The 16,836-nt window shown below is 55.1% G+C and carries 18 protein-coding genes; 10 read left to right on the forward strand and 8 right to left on the reverse strand.

Features of this window, described 5'->3' with window-relative positions; all coding sequences use genetic code 11:
* Positions 1 to 162, forward strand: a 162-nt coding sequence (gene rpmG, locus ACKWJN_RS02075; protein ID WP_408594092.1) for a 50S ribosomal protein L33, incomplete at its 5' end; no start/stop codon positions are given.
* A 98-nt stretch (positions 163 to 260) separates the two neighbouring features.
* Here the strand turns inward: rpmG and ACKWJN_RS02080 are convergent.
* Together ACKWJN_RS02080 and ACKWJN_RS02085 are read right to left on the reverse strand one after the other, a co-directional pair.
* Entirely contained in the window at positions 261 to 1,472 is a 1,212-nt protein-coding gene (locus ACKWJN_RS02080; protein ID WP_408594061.1) for a fatty acid desaturase, read from the reverse strand.
* 34 nt (positions 1,473 to 1,506) lie between these two features.
* On the reverse strand, positions 1,507 to 2,862 hold the full coding sequence (locus tag ACKWJN_RS02085; protein WP_408594063.1) for an RsmB/NOP family class I SAM-dependent RNA methyltransferase: 1,356 nt from the start codon (positions 2,860 to 2,862) through the stop codon (positions 1,507 to 1,509).
* A 19-nt stretch (positions 2,863 to 2,881) separates the two neighbouring features.
* Here ACKWJN_RS02085 and ACKWJN_RS02090 point away from each other — a divergent pair, with 19 nt between their 5' ends.
* Complete coding sequence (locus ACKWJN_RS02090; RefSeq protein WP_408594065.1) at positions 2,882 to 3,118, forward strand: DUF1653 domain-containing protein; 237 nt, start codon at positions 2,882 to 2,884, stop codon at positions 3,116 to 3,118.
* Positions 3,119 to 3,142: 24 nt separating this feature from the next.
* On the opposite strand, the gene ACKWJN_RS02095 is transcribed toward ACKWJN_RS02090, so the two are convergent.
* The gene (locus tag ACKWJN_RS02095) at positions 3,143 to 4,258 is read right to left on the reverse strand and encodes an acyl-CoA dehydrogenase family protein (RefSeq protein ID WP_408594067.1); all 1,116 of its coding nucleotides are present in this window, start codon (positions 4,256 to 4,258) and stop codon (positions 3,143 to 3,145) included.
* 9 nt (positions 4,259 to 4,267) lie between these two features.
* Positions 4,268 to 5,488 (reverse strand): acyl-CoA dehydrogenase family protein, encoded by a 1,221-nt coding sequence (locus ACKWJN_RS02100; RefSeq protein WP_408594068.1) that lies wholly within the window; start codon positions 5,486 to 5,488, stop codon positions 4,268 to 4,270.
* An 81-nt stretch (positions 5,489 to 5,569) separates the two neighbouring features.
* Between ACKWJN_RS02100 and purN the strand changes: the two genes are divergently transcribed.
* Entirely contained in the window at positions 5,570 to 6,154 is a 585-nt protein-coding gene (gene purN / locus ACKWJN_RS02105; protein ID WP_408594070.1) for a phosphoribosylglycinamide formyltransferase, read from the forward strand.
* Positions 6,155 to 6,215: 61 nt separating this feature from the next.
* Here purN and ACKWJN_RS02110 read toward each other — a convergent pair whose 3' ends face one another.
* From ACKWJN_RS02110 to ACKWJN_RS02120, 3 genes are read right to left on the reverse strand one after another with little or no spacing between them, the layout of a single operon-like run.
* On the reverse strand, positions 6,216 to 8,405 hold the full coding sequence (locus tag ACKWJN_RS02110; RefSeq protein WP_408594072.1) for a molybdopterin cofactor-binding domain-containing protein: 2,190 nt from the start codon (positions 8,403 to 8,405) through the stop codon (positions 6,216 to 6,218).
* Position 8,406: 1 nt separating this feature from the next.
* Positions 8,407 to 8,880, reverse strand: a complete 474-nt coding sequence (locus ACKWJN_RS02115) for a (2Fe-2S)-binding protein (RefSeq protein ID WP_408594073.1) — start codon at positions 8,878 to 8,880, stop codon at positions 8,407 to 8,409.
* A gap of 30 nt (positions 8,881 to 8,910) precedes the next feature.
* Entirely contained in the window at positions 8,911 to 9,885 is a 975-nt protein-coding gene (locus ACKWJN_RS02120; RefSeq protein ID WP_408594075.1) for a Bug family tripartite tricarboxylate transporter substrate binding protein, read from the reverse strand.
* Positions 9,886 to 10,045: 160 nt separating this feature from the next.
* Between ACKWJN_RS02120 and ACKWJN_RS02125 the strand changes: the two genes are divergently transcribed.
* The 5 genes from ACKWJN_RS02125 to ACKWJN_RS02145 are packed head-to-tail and all read left to right on the forward strand — an operon-like array spanning position 10,046 to position 14,049.
* Positions 10,046 to 10,774, forward strand: a complete 729-nt coding sequence (locus ACKWJN_RS02125) for a cysteine hydrolase family protein (protein ID WP_408594076.1) — start codon at positions 10,046 to 10,048, stop codon at positions 10,772 to 10,774.
* A gap of 10 nt (positions 10,775 to 10,784) precedes the next feature.
* A complete protein-coding gene (locus tag ACKWJN_RS02130; protein ID WP_408594078.1) occupies positions 10,785 to 11,690 on the forward strand; it encodes a VOC family protein in 906 nt (301 codons plus the stop codon).
* A 2-nt stretch (positions 11,691 to 11,692) separates the two neighbouring features.
* Positions 11,693 to 12,526 carry a fumarylacetoacetate hydrolase family protein gene (locus tag ACKWJN_RS02135; RefSeq protein ID WP_408594080.1) on the forward strand — a complete coding sequence of 278 codons (834 nt, stop codon included), beginning with the start codon at positions 11,693 to 11,695 and terminating at the stop codon, positions 12,524 to 12,526.
* Between the two features lies 1 nt (position 12,527).
* Positions 12,528 to 13,127: an NADPH-dependent FMN reductase gene (locus tag ACKWJN_RS02140; protein ID WP_408594082.1), complete on the forward strand. Its 600-nt coding sequence runs from the start codon at positions 12,528 to 12,530 to the stop codon at positions 13,125 to 13,127.
* A complete protein-coding gene (locus ACKWJN_RS02145) occupies positions 13,102 to 14,049 on the forward strand; it encodes a LysR family transcriptional regulator (protein WP_408594084.1) in 948 nt (315 codons plus the stop codon). The genes ACKWJN_RS02140 and ACKWJN_RS02145 overlap by 26 nt, the downstream gene beginning before the upstream one ends.
* 4 nt (positions 14,050 to 14,053) lie before the next feature.
* Here ACKWJN_RS02145 and ACKWJN_RS02150 read toward each other — a convergent pair whose 3' ends face one another.
* The gene (locus tag ACKWJN_RS02150) at positions 14,054 to 14,611 is read right to left on the reverse strand and encodes an HNH endonuclease (RefSeq protein ID WP_408594086.1); all 558 of its coding nucleotides are present in this window, start codon (positions 14,609 to 14,611) and stop codon (positions 14,054 to 14,056) included.
* A gap of 114 nt (positions 14,612 to 14,725) precedes the next feature.
* Between ACKWJN_RS02150 and ACKWJN_RS02155 the strand changes: the two genes are divergently transcribed.
* Positions 14,726 to 15,703, forward strand: coding sequence for a bifunctional riboflavin kinase/FAD synthetase (locus ACKWJN_RS02155; protein ID WP_408594088.1), 978 nt, complete (start codon positions 14,726 to 14,728; stop codon positions 15,701 to 15,703).
* Positions 15,704 to 15,805: 102 nt separating this feature from the next.
* Positions 15,806 to 16,836: class I tRNA ligase family protein (locus ACKWJN_RS02160; protein WP_408594090.1), on the forward strand; the 1,031-nt coding region annotated here is incomplete at its 3' end.

The raw sequence follows: 16,836 nt of genomic DNA on the forward strand, positions 1-16,836 counted from the left end.
AAAGGCGGACGCGAAAAAATCAAGCTGGAATCGACAGCCGGCACCGGTCACTTCTACACGACCAGCAAAAACAAGAAAACCATGCCCGAGAAAATGTTGATCATGAAATTTGATCCCAAAGCTCGCAAGCACGTGGAATACAAGGAAACCAAACTGAAGTAATTCAGACTGGCCCACAAAAAAACCCGCTCGTCTCACGACAGCGGGTTTTTTGTTGGCCGGCTCGGGCTGGCGCCCGAGCAAGCGAGATGCCGTGGTGCTTAGGCGTGCACCGCGCGCAAGCGCATAGAGAACTCTTGCAAGGCAGCGATGCCGCTGTCTTCGGCGCGCTTGCACCAAGCCTGCAGATCCAGAGCCAACTGGGCGCGGTTGTGACCGGTGTTGAGCCACAACTGGCGCAACTCTTCGCGCATGCGCACCATCTTGTCTGCCACGGGCAACACCGCACGGGCTTGCGAGAGTTGGGCCACCACCGCCGCAGGCACTTTTTCTGCATCGCGGTGCATCCAGCGCTTGGCAGCGGCCAACACCGATTCAGCGGGCTTGGCGGGCAAGCTGGCAATCTCTTGCTGCATGGCGCTGCGCAATTGGCGTGCGTAATTGGCCATCACCTCGTAGCGGTTGGCAATCACGGCCTCTAAGGTTTTCTCATCGGCCACCGGCTTGATGTCACCAAACGCCAGCTTAGGGGGCGTTTTCTTGACCGAAGCCAAACCAAGGGTTTCCAGAACACGGATGTACGCCCAGCCCAGATCAAACTCATAGGGCTTGACCGACAGCTTGGCCGAGGTCGGGTAAGTGTGGTGGTTGTTGTGCAACTCTTCGCCACCAATCAGGATGCCCCAAGGGGAGATGTTGGTGCTGGCGTCTGGCGCCTCAAAGTTGCGGTAACCCCAGTAATGCGCCGCACCGTTGATGATGCCGGCGGCCGTGATGGGGATCCACATCATTTGCACGGCCCAAATGGTCAGGCCAATGGCACCGAACAAGGTCAAGTTGATGATCAACATCAAGGCCACGCCTTGCCAAGAAAAACGGGTGTAGACGTTGCGCTCGATCCAGTCGTCCGGTGTGCCATGGCCGTAACGGGCCAGGGTGTCGAGATTTTTAGATTCTTTGCGGTACAGCTCAGCACCAGTCAGCAGCACGGTTTTGATGCCGTACACATGGGGGCTGTGCGGGTCTTCGGCTTGCTCACACTTGGCGTGGTGTTTGCGGTGGATGGCAGTCCACTCTTTGGTCACTTGGCCCGTGGTCAACCACAGCCAAAAACGGAAGAAGTGCGCAGGAATTGGATGCAAGTCCAACGCACGGTGTGCGGAATGACGGTGCAAGTAAATGGTCACGCTGGCGATGGTGATGTGCGTCAACCCTAAGGTCACCAACACCACTTGCCACCAAGTCAAGTCAAGCAGGCCGTGACCCAACCAAAACAGGGTTGCGTCAAGCCAAGGCCAATTGGGTAACAACATGCGAAGTTTCCAGTTTTATGAATGTTTAACGATTTTACTTGCGGGTCCAGACAGCAGCAAAAAAGCCATCCGTGGCATGTAGATGGGGCCAAAGCCGCAAATACAAGCCGTCTGGCGTGCAAAGTGAGGCCGCATGCTCAACCTTGAGTTCAGCCAAGGTCTGGGCGGCCGAGATCGGCTCAAAGTCAGGGTGGGCCGCGCTGAAAGCTTGGGCAATGGCTTCGTTTTCCTCGGGCAGCACGCTGCAAGTGGCATACACCAAGCGACCGCCGGTTTTGAGCAAGCGTGCCGCGCTGGCCAAAATGGCGGTTTGTTTGGCCGTCAATTCCGCCACCGCTTGGGGGGACTGGCGCCATTTCATGTCGGGGTTGCGACGCAAAGTACCCAGACCAGAGCAAGGCGCATCCACCAACACGCGGTCAATCTTGCCGCTCAAACGTTTCACCCGGTCATCGCGCTCATGGGCAATGGCGGCGGGGTGCACATTGGAGAGCTTGCTGCGGGCCAAGCGAGGCTTGAGGGCCTCAAGTCGGTGGGCCGAATTGTCAAACGCGTACAAGCGTCCGGTGCTGCGCATGGACGCACCAATCGCCAAGGTCTTGCCGCCGGCACCCGCGCAAAAGTCCACCACCATCTCGCCGCGCTTGGCGTCGAGCAACAAGGCCAAGAGTTGCGAGCCCTCGTCTTGCACCTCGATGGCACCACGGGCAAAGGCATCGAGTTGGCTCAGCGCCGGTTTGCCGTCAATGCGCAAACCCCAAGGGGAATAAGGCGTCAGCGTGGCTTGGATGCCCGCCAGTTTGAGCTCGTGCTGCACATCGCTGCGCTTGTCGGTGAAGGTGTTGACACGCAAATCCAACGGCGCGGAACCATTGAGGCGTTCCACCAAGCGCCAAAACCCATCGCCCACTTGGGCTTTGAGCGGCGCCACCAGCCACTCGGGCAGGTTGTGGCGATGGCGCTCCATCAAATCGGCTGTTTTCACCTGGGCACAGGCGTCGAGCCAAACGATTTCGGGGTCACTCAAGGCGCTCTTCAAAAAGTCGCGTGGCCCAGAGCTGTCGGCTTTGCGTTTACCAGGCGCAGGCTTGTTGCCAGACGCGCCCACGGGCATGGGCGCTTGGTGGTCCAAATGCTCGGCAAAGCCCAGAATGGCCAAACGCCGCTCTTTGGGGCCAGAGCCAGAGGGGGCGAAATGGTCGTAGCGCAGTTTGTAGCGCAAGACGTTGTAGACCGTCTCGGCCAAGGCAGCACGCTCGCGCGGGCCAAAGGCATAGGTTTTGCGGTAATCACGGAAAAACTTAGAAACCACGGCATCGGCCGGGTGGTCAAACTTCAAAGTGAGGCGAACAAGCTCGGTACAAGCTTCTAACAGGGCTTTTGGGTGCATAGGGTGTATTGTCCCACCCATGAACGACCAAGACCTACCCCCTCTCGAAGAAACCCCCACGGGCCTGTACCGCCACTACAAAGGTGGCATGTACGAGGTGATTGGCACCGCCCGCCACAGTGAAACCCTAGAGCCCATGACGGTGTACCGTGCGCTCTATGGCGCCCATGGTCTGTGGGTGCGACCCGCCGCCATGTTCACCGAACAAGTGGTGATTGACGGCATGCTGCAACCACGCTTTCAGCGCGCCAACTGAGGCTCTGGTTCAAGGGCTTGCAGGTCAGGCAAACACGCCCGCTGTGTCTTGCATCTGGGCCGAAACTTGGCCCAGGTGGTGCAAGGTGTCGCCAAAACTCAGCTCCAACTGCGTGAGCTTTTTGAAGTAGTGGCTCACGATGTACTCGTCGGTCACGCCAATGCCGCCATGCAGCTGCACCGCTTGCTGGCCGACAAAGCGCATGGAGGTGCCCAGCTGGTACTTGGCGCGCGCCATGGCACGGCGACGCTCGTCCTGCGGGGCATTGAGTTTGAGGGATGCGTAGTAGCTCATGGAGCGGGCCAACTCCAATTGCATTTTCATGTCGGCCACGCGGTGGCGCAGTGCCTGAAAACTGCTGATGGCCACGCCAAACTGCTTGCGCATGTTCATGTACTCCACGGTGATGGCCACGGTTTTGTCCATCACACCCACCGCTTCGGCGCACACGGCGGCAATGCCAATGTCGACCGCATGCATCAAGGCCGTCATGCCATGGGTGGTCACCAAAGTCGCGGGCGCTTGGTGCAAGCTCAGCTCAGCCGCACGGCTGCCGTCTTGCGTGAGGTAACCCCGGGTCGCCACGCCAGCGACGTCGCGTGTCACCAGGTACAAGCCCATCTGACCGTTGGCCATGGCGGGCACCAGCCATGCATCGGCCTGGTCACCTGCGGGCACCACGCTCTTGGCACCAGTCAAAGTCCACTGCCCGTTTTGCAATTCGGCAGTGGTCTGGCAATGGGCCAATTGGTAACGCGCGGCGCGCTCTTGATGCGCCAGCACCACCAAAGCCTCACCCGTGGCTACCTTCTCGCACCAAGCCGCTTGCACCTCTGGGCTGGCGTAGCCTGAGAGCAGGGCACCCGCGATGAGCGTTTGAGCCAAGGGTTCGAGCACGATGCCGCGCCCCAACTCTTCCATCACCACCATGCCCTCGGCGGGCCCCATCCCCAAACCACCCAAGGCCTCGGGGATGTAGAGGCCGCCCAGCCCCAAACCGGTCAACTCGTCATAAGCGGCGCGTGAGAAACCCCCCTCGGCCACCAAGGCGCGACGACGCTCAAAGTCGTAGCCTTTGTCAACCCACTTGCGTACCGCATCGCGCAGTTGCTCTTGTTCGTCAGAAAAATTGAAGTCCATGTCTGTTCCTTATCCCAGCACCACTTGGGCCACGATGTTGCGCTGCACCTCGTTGGAGCCACCATAAATGGTGGTCTTGCGCATGTTGAAGTAACTCGACGCCAAAGGCGCTGTGTGCATGGCGCCGCCCGGCCACAAGCCACTCAGCGCGGGGTCGCCCTGCCAGCCCGCCTCCATCGCTTCTTCGATGAACGGCACGCTGGCAGGCCCAGCAGCGAGCATCATCAACTCGGTGTAACGCTGCTGAATTTCGCTGCCCTTGATCTTGAGCAGCCCAGCAATGTCCAGCGTTTGCTTGCCCGACTTCTCGGCCGACAACACGCGCAGCACCAGCATCTCCAGCGCGACCACATCCACTTCGAGCTTGGCAATTTCATCGCGAAAACGCAGGGCCTCCACTCCGCCTGTGGCCGGGTCGTACACGCCCTCGGCTTTGGCAATGCGTTTCAAGCGCTCCAACTCGCGTTTGGCCCGGTTGACGTCGGCAATGTTGGTGCGCTCATGCGCCAGCAAATGCTTGGCGTAAGTCCAGCCTTTGTTCTCCTCGCCAATCAGGTTGTCTACCGGCACCTGCACGTTGTCAAACCAGACCTCGTTGACCTCGCACTCGCCATCCAGCAACTTGATGGGGCGCACACTCACGCCGGGCGACTTCATGTCAATCAGCAAAAAGGAGATACCGGTTTGCGGTTTGCCCTCGTTGCTGGTGCGCACCAAGCAAAAAATCCACTCGCCGTATTGACCCAAGGTGGTCCAGGTTTTTTGACCATTGACCACATAGTGGTTGCCGACACGCTCGGCGCGTGTCTTGACCGAAGCCAAGTCTGAACCCGAGCCTGGCTCGCTGTAGCCCTGGCTCCACCACACCTCACCGCTGGCAATGCCAGGTAAGAACCGCTGCTGCTGCTCGGCATTGCCAAAGGCCATGATCACAGGCGCCACCATCACCGGACCAAACGGCACGATGCGTGGCGCGCCTGCCAACGCACACTCTTCTTCGAACAAATGCTTTTGCACCGCTGTCCAACCGGGCCCACCAAACTGCTGAGGCCAGCCATAACCCAACCAGTTTTTTTGGCCCAAAATTTGGGCCCAGCGCTGCATGTCGTCGCGTGTCAAACGCAGGGCGTTGTGCACTTTGTGCGAGATATCAGGCGGCAAGTTGGCGTGCACCCAGGCACGCACTTCTTGACGAAACGCCTCTTCTTCGGGGGTAAAAGCTAAATCCATTGTAATTTTCCTCAGCTGAAACACAATCCCTCGTTTTTAGCACGACCGTGCGATTTTTTGCCCCTGGATAATTCGGATCAGATGAAAAATATCGTGATCTTGATTTCTGGCAGCGGCTCCAACATGGCGGCCATTGTGCAAACCGCACAGGCTGAGCAATGGGCCCAGCGTCTGGGGGCAAGCGTCTGCGCCGTCATCAGCAACCGCCCTGACGCTGCGGGCCTGGCGGTGGCGCAGTCCCACGGCATTGCCACTGAAGTGGTGGCGCACACTGCCTTTGCCGCTGAACCGCATCCACGCGAAGCCTTCGACGCCGCTTTGATGGCCACCATCGACCGTCACCAACCCCACTTGGTGGTGCTGGCGGGCTTCATGCGTATCTTGACCCCTGGCTTTGTGGCGCATTACAGCGGACGCTTGATCAACATCCACCCTTCTTTGCTGCCCGCCTTCACTGGCTTGCGCACGCACGAACGAGCGCTTGAAGCTGGCTGCAAATTCGCTGGCGCCACCGTGCACCGCGTGACCCACGAGTTAGACCACGGCGAGATCTTGGCACAGGTCGTGGTGCCGGTATTGCCCAACGACACCGCCGACACCTTGGCCGAGCGGGTGTTGGCGCAAGAGCATGTGATGTATCCGAGAGCGGTGGCTGCGCTGTTGTGAGCGCACCGTGACTGAACGCAGAAAGTACATCCCAACAAGCTCTTGAATGCCGCTATTTGAGCTATGCAGCCAATTCAAGGCCCACATCCGCGAACGGAAGAGACCTGATGCGTTGACCCGTGACAGAAAAAATAGCATTGGCAAGCGCAGGGGCAACCGTTGGAACGACAGGCTCGCCAACACCCGTTGGGGGCAATTGGCTGTCGAGGATATGCACTTCAACCACAGGCATATCCTTCATCGACAGGATGGGATATTGATGGAAATTGTCTTGTTCAACCATGCCATCTTTGAAGGTGATTTTTTGAAACAAGGCTGCCGACAGTGCAAACGCAACGCCACCTTCTACTTGCGCCTTGATGATGTCAGGGTTAACTGCGATCCCGCAATCGATCACACACACAACGCGCGATATTTTCAGTTTGCCGGCCTTGACCCGTTGAACCTCTACAACATGCGCAATATGACTGCCGTAGCAACTGTGTGCAGCAATGCCTCGCCCATAGTTCAAAGGTAGCTTGCGCGTCCAATTGGATCTTTCACCTGCTTCCTGGATGACCCGACTGAGTCTTGCATTGTGTTTCAGCCGACCTAATCTCCAGGCAAGGGGATCCGATTTTTCGCTGTGAGCCAGTTCATCCGCCATGGTTTCTGTCACATACACGCCGTGTGTGTGCCCCACAGAACGCCACCACAAAACTGGAACTTTTTTGGGCGCAGCACTCACGGTGCATTTGAAATTCGCAAGTCCATATTTGTTTTCAAATGACCCTTCTTGCGAGGTGTGGTCGATGCCATTTTTCACGAGGAATTTGGCAAAGCCTGTGCCCTCTGCAATGGAATGGCCCGCTATTTTGTGGTCCCACGCCACCACTTCCCCTTCCTTGTTGGTGGCAGTTCTGACTTGGTGAACAAACATGGATCGGTAATAGCCACCGTGTAAATCGTCTGAACGACTCCACACCAATTGAACTGGCGCTTTTGCATAGGCTTTGGCGATGACCGCAGCTTCACGAATGTAATCAGAGGCTGGATTGGCCCTTCTTCCGAATGAACCCCCAGCCATCAGTGTGATCACTTTGATCTGAGCAGGCGGCAGACCCAGCTCTTGTGCAACAGCCATTTGGTCTACGGTTTGGAATTGGCAGCCTGTGTAAAGATTTGCACCCGTGCCGGTGAGTTCGACGGTTGCATTCAACGGCTCCATGGGAGCATGTGCCAAGAACGGAAATGAATATTCGGCAGACCGAACAGAAAAGTATTCCCCAAGCCCATCGATGGCGTTTCCGCTTTGTTTGGCAACAGGTGCGGGTTGCGCCAAAAGAACTTTCAAATCTTTCAGCATTTGATCCGTGCTTCTTTGCTCAGCCTCGCTCAAGTCCCAAGCGATGACCAAAGCATCTCGCCCCTTCATGGCCGACCAGGTATGGGTTGCCACCACGGCAACGCCGAATTTGGTGGGTAGGACCTGCAATATCCCGGGCAAAGCAAGCGCTCTGGATGCATCGAAAGACTGCAACTTCGCGCCGAACTTGGGAGGCCTTGCCAGCGTGGCGTAAACCATCCCAGGGAGCTTGAGATCGAGGCCAAAAATTTCTTTTCCCGTGGTCTTATCTAGGTTGTCTAATTTCCTGATGGATGGTTGACCTATCCATCGGTAAGCACTGCTGTTTTTGAAAACGATGCGTTGTGGGATCGGCAACTCCGCGGCTCTCTTAGCCATCAATCCATAGGACACGGTGCGCGAGCTGGCCTTGTGAAGGAGATGGTTGGTCTCGGTTGAAATCTCCTCTGGCGAAACCATCCAATGTTCGGCAGCGGCTTGAATGAGCATTTGCCGAGCAGCAGCCCCAGCTTGACGAAGTTCAGACCACGAGTTGGCTATCGATGTAGAAACACCTGTACCTTGAACACCAAGCAGCCCGTTTTTAAACTTGGTGATGTCAGCCGAGGCATATTCGTACCGCAGCAAGTCCCAATCTGCATCCAATTCCTCTGCAACGATAGATGCCAAGCCTGTGACCGTGCCTTGACCCATGTCGAGGTGCTTGATTTTCACAAGCACTGTGTTGTCTGGTTTGATGGTTAGAAATACATGGGGTTGCGGAGGACTTTCAACCAATCCTCGGTCTTGGCTCATGCTTGGAAAACTCACTGCAAGCAAAAAGCCTCCGCCTGCTGTCACGCTGGCTTTGAGAAAACTTCTGCGAGCACCATTCACCCCATCATTTTTCAAGTGGTTAGCGTCCATGTCATTGCCCCATACGTTTCAAGGTTTGAGCGGCCAGGTGTATCGCTTTTTTGATTCGCGGATAGGTGCCGCAACGGCATAAGTTTCCGCTCATGGCCTGATCAATTTGCAAATCGCTGGGCGCTGGACTCTTTTTCAACAATGAAGTGGCCGCCACTATTTGTCCGGACTGGCACCATCCACATTGCACGACATTGAGTTCTCGCCAAGCGGCACGGATGGCATCCGCTTCTTTGCCAACTAGACCTTCAATCGTTTCAATTCTTTGATCTGATAACGTTGAAACAGGACGCTGACAAGATCGACTGGGTATACCGTCGATCAACACGGTGCATGCGCCGCACAGCGAAGCGCCGCAGCCAAATTTGGTGCCTGTCAGCTTCAATTCGTCGCGCAACACCCACAGCAATGGGGTGTCATTTGAGCTGCCAATTTTCTGCTGAATACCGTTCACATTCAAACCAACTTGAGACATGGTCGACCTTTGTGTGCAAATGGTTGGGGGCTAGTCGAGTTTGATGCTTAAGTCTTTGACGACCGGCACCATTCTTTCGGTATCACTTCGAATCAACGCCCTCAGTGATTCGGAGCTACCCCCCATGGTTTCCAGTGAAAACTTGTCGAACAGAGACGCCTTGAGTGCGTCGTCTTTTAAGATTTTGTTCACCGATAGATTTAACTTCTGTAAAACTTCTTGAGGCGTGCCAGCGGGAGCCAACAAGGCGAACCAAGAAGAAGGGTAAAAGTTTGAAACGCCCACCTCCTTGAATGTCGGCACATCAGGCAGCAAGGCTGACCTTTTGTTGCCAGCGGTAGCCAATGCGCGCAGATTGCCGCTTTTGGAGTGAGCAGCGATGAGGCCGGTTGAAACAATCATGGCGTCGACATGTCCACCGATCAAATCATTGATGGCGACAGAGGCTCCTTTGAACGGAATATCGTGCATCGACAACCCGACCGTTCTTTGAAACATCTCAAAGTTAAGGTGCGCGGTCGAGCCCACGCCCAGGGTTGCATACGAAACCTTTCCGGCGTTCTTTTTTGCATAAGCAACAAAGTCTTGATAGTTGGCAATGCCCAACTTAGAGTTGATCACTAAACTTTGTGGCACTTGAGCAATGGCAACAATCGGTGCAAAGTTTTTCTCGACGTCGTAAGGAAGCTTGGCATAGATCAGGGGGTTGAGGGTCAACGTTGCTTCAGCAGTCAGAAGCAATGTGTAGCCGTCCGGATTGGACTTGGCTACATGCGTCGTCCCTATCAAGGTGTTGCCTCCAGCTTTGTTATCCACCAAGACTTGAGTTTTCAAATCCTGGGATAGTTTTTGCGCAATGCCTCGCCCTATCGCATCAGATACGCCACCCGATGAATAGGGAATAACAATGGTGATCGGCTTGTTTGGAAAGTCCACTTGGGCCATGACGCTCGCCGCGCACATCGACAGGGCCAGGGTAGCTGCGCTTATAAATTTATGGTTCATTGACGTTGACTTCTTTGAATGACTGCGCGACTGTGACTTGCGTCTCTGGCAATGTCAATGGAATCAACATTTCTAATGTAAATACCAAGAATCACCGCCAATCAATTGATGTGACACGATGACTTGCTTAGCATTCGAACCCTATTTATTTGGAGATGCCATGAAAAATACATTCCTGCAATCGATGTCTAAGTCACTGTTTGCGTTGGTGCTGAGTGCGGCCAGTTCATTGACTTTTTCCCAGGTCCAACCTCAAACAGTCCCCCCACTTCCCACGCAAATGAAGGCCTCTGAGACAGCTGTGATCTTGGTCGATTTCCAAGGAAACTTTGTCAATCCAGATGGCGCTTGGTATCAAAAGTTCAAGCCTGATTACGACAAAGGCATGCTGGACAAGACAGTGAAGATGGTGAATGAGGCGCGTGAAAAGGGCGCATGGATCATCCATGTCACCGAGGGTTACACCCAGGACCACCGCGAATTAGATTGGACGAACCCAGGTGGCTTTCACCGCGGGCAACTCATGCGCAAAGCTTGGAAGGTGGGTAGCAAAGAAGCTGCCTACTATGAGCCATTGATGCCCAAACCAGAATACAAAGATTTGTTCTTAGCACCTCGTATTCAAGTCAGCGCCTTTGGAGGAACCGGGTTGAACGAAATATTGCGTTCGAAGGGAATCAAAAACGTTGCCGTCGCTGGTTTTACAACGGACGTCTGCGTCTACGCAACTGTGATCGCTGCCTACGACTTGGGTTATCACGTGTACGCACTTCGTGAATCGATGCTGGGCTTCTTCCCTGAAATGTCTCAATCCATGCTCAACAGTATTTTCCCGATGTGGTCTACCGTCATCGACAACGACAAGTTCGTTGGCATGGTTCAGAAATAACAAAGAAATCATGTCGGAAACCTCACCAAAGATTGACCGCTTGCGGGCCTTGACAGTCACAGCGACTGACATTGATCGTTCATTTGATTTTTATACACGCACATGGGGGCTCACCAAAGTTGCGGATCGCAAGGGGTCCATTTGGCTTCGTGCGAAAGGCATTGACCATCATGTCTTGGTGCTAGAGCCCGGTCAACAAGCAGGCTTGGTGAGCATCACTTGGGGCACGAGTTCTTTGCAGGGGTTGCACGATTTATATGATCAATTGTTTGCAGCGTCTGTGAAGATGGAAGCACCACCAAGGCAACTAGGTAGCCCTGGTGGTGGGTGGGGGTTTTCTTTTGAAGATCCAGATGGGAACGTGCACAAGGTGGTGGCCTTGCGTGAGGACTATGGGACCGAAGAGCCCAGCGATACGTCCCCACTCAAGCTGTCGCATGTGGTGTTGAATTCTCAAAACGCAGCTCAATTGGTTCGTTTCTTCACGGATGTCCTAGGTTTCAAGATCAGTGATCAGACCATGAAGATGACTTTTTTGCGTTGCAATTCAGACCACCACTCGATTGCTGTCGCTCAAGAGGATGTGAATGGCCTGAACCACTTTGCATTTGAAATGAAAAGTTGGAACGAGTTGATGTTTGGTGTGGGTCGACTCAAGCTGGCTGGTCACAAAATTCAATGGGGCATTGGACGACACGGGCCTGGTGACAATGTCTTTGCGTATTTTTTAGACCCAGATGGCTACGCCACTGAATACACCGCTGAACTTCAAAAAATCACAGCCCCTGATCATGTGCCGGGCAAGCCAGAGCAATGGGTCAGGCCACCGGAAAGAATGGATCAGTGGGCATTTTCAGATCTGCCGACTGCGGCTATGAAACAAGCCATGCACAGTCATTTTGTAAAGCAACTTTGAATATGAAAATCGCGCGCTTCAATGCTTCAAAAGTCGGTTTAGTGATCGGCGACATTCTTTATGACATCACCGCTTTGGACCCGTCCAACGACACCTTGAAGGTGTTGTCCGATTTGAAAGAGATGCCTTTTGATCAAATTGAAAGTCTCAAGGCCAATGCAAGAACTTACAAGTTGTCTGAAGTTCAACTCAGCAGTCCCATACATAACCCTAGCAAGGTTGTGGCTGCGCCCATCAACTACAAAGCTCACGTCGAAGAGATGCAAAGCAATGGGCAAGCATTTGGACACATCATCACAGACATTCGCAAGGCTGGTCTATTTTTGAAAGCGCCCTCCTCTGTGGTGGGGCCTGGCGAAGGCATCCAACAACGATTTCTAGACCGTCGCACTGACCATGAGATTGAGTTGTGTGCGGTCATTGGCAAAGCAGCGTCTTGTGTCAAAAAAGAAAATGCGCTCGACCATGTCGCGGGCTATTGCCTGGGATTGGATATCACCGTTCGCGGCACAGAGGATCGCAGTTTTCGAAAATCCATCGACACCTACACCGTGCTGGGGCCTTGGCTTGTGTCAGCCGACGAGGCCATTGATCCGACCAACGTGGATTTGAAACTCACGGTGAATAGCGTCATCCAACAAGACGCCAATACCTCCGACATGGTGATGTCAGTGGCTGAGTTGATTGAGTATGCGTCCAGTTTTTACACGCTCATGCCGGGTGATGTTTTGATGACGGGTACACCCCAAGGGGTCGGTCCGATCAGACCCGGCGATGTGCTTGTTGCTTCGGCCCAGGGCTTGGGCTCCATGACGGTCCAAGTCAGAGAAGCGTGACATGGACGACGGGCACAAGTTCCATCTGGTTGGCTTGACAAATTCCTGTCGGCCCAACTCCTACAACCACATGCTGTTGAACCACATCAAGTCTAATTTCCAAGACTTGATCCATCTTGATCTATTCGACATTTCAAAAATTCCGTTTTACGAGGACCGTGCAGAAGCCGCTTCTTTTTCATATGCGATCAGTGAGCTGTCCGAGCTCATCTCGCACAGTCATGGGCTCGTCGTCGCCTCACCTGAATACAACCATTCGGTCCCAGCACGACTCAAAAACACGATCGATTGGATGTCGCGCATGCCCTCCAAGCCTCTGCTGAGACTTCCTGTGATGCTGATTTCTGCCTCTACGGGCCATTTGGGTGGCGTGAGGGTTCAATACGAACTTCGTCGTATTTTTGAGGCGACGGATTCGCGTGTGATGATCAAACCCGAAGTTTTCATCGGCAAAGTGCATGAAAAATTTTCTGCGGCTGGTGTTTGTACCGATCACGAAACCAGTGCCTTGATCAAGAATCAGTTCGAAAGTTTTTTCGATTGGATGAAGAACTACTCTTTGAATTTGAACTGCCTTGAAGAAAACGTCGCACACCCATAATTTAGACCTCAACCTTCTCCACGTTTTTTGTGCCGTGATGCGTAAGCGCAATGTGACGCTTGCAGGTGAAGAACTCCATCTATCGCAATCTGCCATTTCGAACTGTCTCAAAAGATTGCGCGATCATTTCGATGACAAACTATTTGTTTCATCCCCCACTGGCATGATGCCTACAGCGCTGGCTGAACAGTTGGCTGGGCCCATTCAGGAATCGCTGGCGCAAATTCAATTTGCGATTCAATCCGTCAAAGCATTCGACCCCTCATGCAGTGAAAAGAACTTCAAGATCTACATCAGCGATGTCGGTCAGCTGATCTTGATGCCCAACCTTCTCAAGACACTCATGGTGGTTGCGCCAAAGGTCAGTGTTTCATTGGTCAATGTCTCCCCCAGAGTCGCTCAATCGATGATGGCAGAAGGAGAGATTGACTTGGCGATTGGTACCTTTGACAGATTTCAAGCCGGCTTTCATCAGCAGCGCTTGTTCAGCAAAAGTTATGTGGTTCTGGCTAGAAAAGACCACGCCCTCTTAAAAAAGGGTTTGACTTTGAACACCTTTTTGAATGCCCGGCATGCTGTTTACTTACCGCCAGCAGCGAGTCACGATAGTTTCGAAATTTTTCTCGATGACATGTTTCAGCGAAACAACAAACGCAGGCAAGTGATCGTCGAGTTGGCACATGGCTTGGGCATCGCTGAAATTGTGGCCGCCAGCGATTTGATTGCCTGTGTACCCAAGAGATTGGCTGAGAGTCTGATCTCCACTGAATCTCTGGCGCTTTTTGCTTTGCCTTTTGAAGCCCCAATCGCCGATGTGTGTCAGTTTTGGCATGACCGAGTTCATTCAGACCCAGGGCATCGATGGCTGCGAAATCTTGTTTACAAGAATTACTCAAAAATGAATCCAAGCATTGCCCGTTGAAGACTCAAGCCAAAAGCCGAGAGCTCTTGGGCACATGCGCCATCAAAAACTCCATCTGGTCCGACAAGATGCGGCGGTTGCGCAAGATGAAGTCTTCCCACAGGCTGGGCACATACGGCGCATAGAGCAAGGGCATGTGGGCTTGTTCAGGCGTGCGGTTGCCCTTGCGGTGGTTGCATGACTTGCAGGAGGTGACCACATTCATCCAGTGGTCCATGCCTTGTTGACCAAAAGGCCGAATGTGTTCACGGGTCAATTCGGTTTCGTGGAAATGGTCGCCACAGTACGCGCAAATATTGCGGTCCCTGGCAAACAGCTTGGCATTGGTCAGGCTGGGCTTCAAATCAAACGGGTTGATGTTGGGCACGCCGCGCGTGCCAATGATGCTGTTGACCGTGATCACCGAGAGATCCCCCGTGATGGCATTGGTGCCGCCATGAAACACCGCCACCTCGGCTCCCGACTCCCAGCGCACATCCCCCGCCGCATAGTGGATGACCGCCTCTTCCAGCGAGATCCAGGATTGGGGCAGCCCTTGGGCTGAGAGTTTCAAGACCTTCACAACACACCTCCATCATTCGAGTTGAAAACACCGATTCGGAATGCACACGTCTATCAAGGACAATATACAGCGATTGCGTGTCATGTCCTTGTCACGCACCAACCATTCAGCACCATGCAAGTTTTCAGAGGTTTTCACCACCCCGCGCTGGCCCCTGCCTGCGCCCTGACCATCGGCAACTTTGACGGTGTGCACCGCGGCCACCAAGCCATGCTGGCCCTGCTGCACAACGAAGCCCGCCACCGTGGCGTGCCCAGCTGTGTGATGACGTTTGAGCCCCATCCCCGCGACTTCTTTGCCAAGCGCTTTCAAAAGCCCGAAATGGCGCCTGCGCGCATCGCCACGCTGCGCGACAAGCTCAACGAGCTGCGCGCTTGTGGCGTCAACCAATGCGTGGTGCTGCCCTTTGACCATGCGTTTGCCTCACAAGAACCACAGGCCTTTATCCAGGACGTGCTGTGCCAGGGCCTGGGCGTGAAATATGTGCTGGTGGGCGACGACTTCTGCTTTGGTGCCAAGCGTGCGGGCGACTACGCCATGCTCGACGCCGCCGGGGCGAAACTGGGCTTTGACGTGGCGCGCATGAACAGCTACGAAGTGCACGGCTTGCGTGTGTCCAGCTCTGCCGTGCGGGAGGCCTTGGAGCGGGGTGATATGCACGCCGCGGCTCAGTTGCTGGGGCGTCCCTACGCCATCTCAGGCCATGTGGTGCATGGCCGCAAACTCGGACGTGAACTCAACTGCCGCACCCTCAATTTGCGCTTTTCACACTGGAAACCTGCTGCCAGTGGCATCTTCGTGGTGCGCGTGCATGGCCTGGGCGACAGCGCCTTGACCGGGGTGGCCAATTTAGGGGTTCGTCCCTCGCTCGACGCCAACGATGTGAACAGGGGCCAAGTGCTGTTGGAAACGCATTGCCTAGACTGGCCGGCCCACCTGGGCGCCGATGGGGGCTACGGTAAAATCACCCGCGTGGAACTGCTACATAAATTGCACGACGAGCGCAAATACGAGGGTCTGGAAGCCTTGCAGCAAGGCATACGCCAAGACTGCGAAGACGCACGTGCCTGGGCCGCCAGCGCCCGAATTTGACGGGGCACGCCCGACGCACCTTGCCCCGCGTCTGTCTTTCACGCCTCCAGCCCGCGCCCTCGGCCGAGCCCTCGCCCAACCTGCCTTGCCCCTGAAACAGCCATGACCGACAAAACCACCTCCCCCGACACACGCATCAACATGATGGACACGCCGTTCCCGATGCGGGGCGATTTGCCCAAGCGCGAACCGGCTTGGGTCAAGCAGTGGAACGAACAAGGTTTGTACAAAAAGCTGCGTCTGGCGCGCCGTGGCGCGCCCTTGTTTGTGTTGCACGACGGCCCACCCTACGCCAACGGCAAACTGCACATTGGGCACGCGCTCAACAAGGTGCTCAAAGACATGATCGTCAAGTCCAAGCAACTCGCGGGGTTTGACGCGCAGTACATCCCCGGCTGGGACTGCCATGGCCTGCCGATTGAAAACGCGATTGAAAAACTGCATGGCCGCAAGCTCAGCCGCGACGACATGCAAGCCAAAAGCCGCGCCTTTGCCACCGAACAAATTGCGCAACAGCGCGAAGACTTCAAACGCTTGGGCGTTTTAGGCGACTGGGAGCGGCCCTACCGCACCATGGATCCAGCCAACGAAGCGGGTCAACTGCGCGCCTTCAAACGCGTGATCGAGCGTGGCTTTGTGTACCGTGGCTTGAAGCCCGTGTACTGGTGCTTTGACTGCGGCTCGTCGTTGGCCGAGTTTGAAATTGAATACGCCGATAAAAAGAGCGACACCCTGGATGTGGCGTTTCAATGCGCCGAGCCCGTGAAACTGGCAGCGGCCTTCGGCCTGCCCAAGCTCGACCAAGACGCATTCGCCGTGATCTGGACCACCACCGCGTGGACCATTCCGGCCAACCAAGCCTTGAACCTCAACCCTGAATTGACTTACGCCTTGGTCGACACCGAACGCGGCTTGCTGATGTGCGCCGACTCCTTGGTGGAGAAATGCCTGGCGCGCTGGCAACTCAGCGGCTCGGTGGTCGCAACCACCTTGGGCAACACACTGGACCAGATCCACTTCCACCACCCCTTGTCCCACGTGGACGCAGGCTACCAGCGCACGGCCCCGGTGTACCTGGCCGACTACGCGACCGCCGACGACGGCACCGGCATCGTCCACAGCGCGCCGGCTTA

The sequence above is a fragment of the Limnohabitans sp. genome (assembly GCF_046052825.1).
GTDB lineage: Bacteria > Pseudomonadota > Gammaproteobacteria > Burkholderiales > Burkholderiaceae_C > Limnohabitans.

Bases quoted from the DNA above. Each gene is read 5' to 3' on its own strand.
- ACKWJN_RS02155 (WP_408594088.1), top strand. From the start codon at position 14,726: ATGCAAGTTTTCAGAGGTTTTCACCACCCCGCGCTGGCCCCTGCCTGC.
- purN (WP_408594070.1), top strand. From the start codon at position 5,570: ATGAAAAATATCGTGATCTTGATTTCTGGCAGCGGCTCCAACATGGCG.
- ACKWJN_RS02080 (WP_408594061.1), bottom strand. From the start codon at position 1,472: ATGTTGTTACCCAATTGGCCTTGGCTTGACGCAACCCTGTTTTGGTTG.
- ACKWJN_RS02090 (WP_408594065.1), top strand. From the start codon at position 2,882: ATGAACGACCAAGACCTACCCCCTCTCGAAGAAACCCCCACGGGCCTG.
- ACKWJN_RS02125 (WP_408594076.1), top strand. From the start codon at position 10,046: ATGAAAAATACATTCCTGCAATCGATGTCTAAGTCACTGTTTGCGTTG.
- ACKWJN_RS02095 (WP_408594067.1), bottom strand. From the start codon at position 4,258: ATGGACTTCAATTTTTCTGACGAACAAGAGCAACTGCGCGATGCGGTA.
- ACKWJN_RS02115 (WP_408594073.1), bottom strand. From the start codon at position 8,880: ATGTCTCAAGTTGGTTTGAATGTGAACGGTATTCAGCAGAAAATTGGC.
- ACKWJN_RS02110 (WP_408594072.1), bottom strand. From the start codon at position 8,405: ATGGACGCTAACCACTTGAAAAATGATGGGGTGAATGGTGCTCGCAGA.
- ACKWJN_RS02100 (WP_408594068.1), bottom strand. From the start codon at position 5,488: ATGGATTTAGCTTTTACCCCCGAAGAAGAGGCGTTTCGTCAAGAAGTG.
- ACKWJN_RS02140 (WP_408594082.1), top strand. From the start codon at position 12,528: ATGGACGACGGGCACAAGTTCCATCTGGTTGGCTTGACAAATTCCTGT.
- ACKWJN_RS02130 (WP_408594078.1), top strand. From the start codon at position 10,785: ATGTCGGAAACCTCACCAAAGATTGACCGCTTGCGGGCCTTGACAGTC.
- ACKWJN_RS02085 (WP_408594063.1), bottom strand. From the start codon at position 2,862: ATGCACCCAAAAGCCCTGTTAGAAGCTTGTACCGAGCTTGTTCGCCTC.
- ACKWJN_RS02135 (WP_408594080.1), top strand. From the start codon at position 11,693: ATGAAAATCGCGCGCTTCAATGCTTCAAAAGTCGGTTTAGTGATCGGC.
- ACKWJN_RS02120 (WP_408594075.1), bottom strand. From the start codon at position 9,885: ATGAACCATAAATTTATAAGCGCAGCTACCCTGGCCCTGTCGATGTGC.